1 protein-coding gene is annotated in these 2176 nt (G+C 77.8%); it reads right to left on the reverse strand.

Annotated elements, in window-relative coordinates; all coding sequences use genetic code 11:
- Window positions 1-672: 672 nt before the first annotated feature.
- A complete protein-coding gene (locus J7523_RS20130; protein ID WP_291890538.1) occupies window positions 673-1659 on the reverse strand; it encodes a hypothetical protein in 987 nt (328 codons plus the stop codon).
- Window positions 1660-2176 lie beyond the last annotated feature (517 nt).

Raw genomic sequence — 2176 nt, forward strand, 5'->3', positions numbered from 1 at the left:
GCTCGTCGACCCGTCGCCCGTCGGCCCGCGTCCCGGCCGCCGCCGTGCCTGCACTCTCTGCGCTCACCATGCCCCCGACCCTACGTGCGCACCCCGACACCCTCCGAACTCGTTCCCTCACCCGGCGGGCACCGCGACGACGCCGCGCCCGCCCCGCGCGGCACGCGCCCTCGGAGCGGGCGGACCCCACGAGTGCGGTACTCGTCACGCGAGCGCGGCACGAACGAGTACCGCGCTCGACGGACGAGTACCGCACTCGACGAACGGCCGGCGCATCGAGGCGTCGTCCCGCCGGCGGACCGGCGACCGCCCGCCGCACGGGCCCCGCGCACGCGCTGCGAGCGCGGGACGCACGCCGCGGGCGCAGCACACCTCCCCCGAGTGCGGTACTCGTCACGCGACCGCGGGACGAACGACTGCCGCGCTCGACGGACCAGTACCGCGCTCGTGGTGCACGGGCGACCTGCTGCTCGTCGGATCCGGCGAGCCGACGTCGAGGTTCCCGAGCACCTGGTGGCCTGCGCGCCCGCGTCCCGCACGTGGCGCGTCCCCCACGCGGCGCGTCCCGCACGTGGCGCGTCCCGCACGTGGCGCGTCCCGCACGCGGGGCGTCACGCAGGTGTCCGGCCTCGTTCGCGGTGCGGGCGCACGCCGGGACGGCCGCGGCCCTCGTCAGCGCACGCCGGCGGCGCGCAGCCGGGCGAGCATCGGCAGGCCCGCCCACGCGTCCGCCCACGTCCACCGTGCGACGCCGAGGCCCAGCGCCCGGATCCGGTCCTCGCGCAGCTTCTCGCGCCAGAGCACGTCGTGCGACGCGCCGGCGTACTTGACGCGACCGTCGAACTCGCCCACCACACCGTGCTCGGGCCACCAGAAGTCGACCCGCCCGACGAACCCGTGCCGGTCGTGGACCTCGTGCTGGAGCACCGGTGCGGGCGCTCCCAGCTCGGCCATCCGCACCCGGCTCAGCGACTCGCCGGGCGACTCGGCCAGCGGGTCGACGAGCGCCGCGACGACGCGCGCGGCCCGTACGCCCCGCCCGCGTGCCGCACGCTCGACCTCGTCCGCGAGCTCGGCCGTCGTCGTCAGACCCAGCCGGACGGCCGCGTCCGCCGCGGCCACCCCCGCAGCGGCTCCCGCCAGGCGTGCCAGGTCGACGACGGTCCGTGCCGGTGCCGTGCACCGCAGCCCGTCCACCAGGACCACCGTGGGGACGTCGGCGACGGTGTGCCGGACGACGTCGCGGTGCGACCGCCCTCCTTCTGCCGGGGGCCGCACCAGGTGCACCCGGTCGTCCCGCCGTCCGACGGCGGGCAGCCCCAGGACGGCGGCGGCCGACCAGTGCGAGAGCGTGACCGGCCCCGCCGCCGCGGCGACGACGGCCCGGACACGGGCGCGGTGCCGGGCCTCGTCGTCCAGCACGGCCCACGCCGCCGCGTCGACGTAGGTGCCCCGTCGCACGCGGACCACCTCCCCCGCGCGCAGCCGGCGTCGGACGAGGTCGGAGGCGTGCCGCCCCCGCGGCCCGTGGACGTGGACGAGCGCCGGGTGGTCGTCGTGGCGGTCGGGGGCTCCGACGTGCGCGGCGAGCGACACCGGCGGCGGCGCGGCGCCCGCGCGTCGTCGATCCGCTGCTTCCTGCTCACGGTGGTCGTCCACGCGCCGCACGGTGCCACGCCCGCGCGCACCCGCGTCGCCCGTCGTCCACACCCCTCGTCGAGCGCGGTACTCGTACGCCCAGCGCGGGGGAAACGCGTACCGCACTCGCGGGAGGAGTACCGCACTCGCAGGAGGAGTACCGCACTCGCGGGACGGGTGCCGCGCTCACGGGAAGAGTGCCGCGCTCACGGGAAGAGTGCCGCACTCGCAGGAGGAGTACGGCACTCGCGGGACGGGTGCCGCGCTCGCGGGAGGAGCACAGCGCTCGCGCTCGCGGGACGCGTACCGCACTCGCGGGAGGAGTACCGCACTCGCGGGAGGAGTGCCGCACTCGGCGAGCGGCCCGGTCGACGGGGTGACCGACGCGGTACGGCGAGCGGGGCCGCCCGTCAGAGGGTGTACGTGGCGCCCGGTGCCGCGAGGGACGTCGGCCCGGCGTAGACGGTGGCCGCCTCGGTGAGCGCCGCGCGCGGGTCGTTCCACGCGGGGACGTGCGTGAGCACGAGCCGGCGGGCAC

Origin of the sequence: Cellulomonas sp. (assembly GCF_017744555.1) — a bacterium.
Taxonomy (GTDB): Bacteria; Actinomycetota; Actinomycetes; order Actinomycetales; family Cellulomonadaceae; genus Cellulomonas.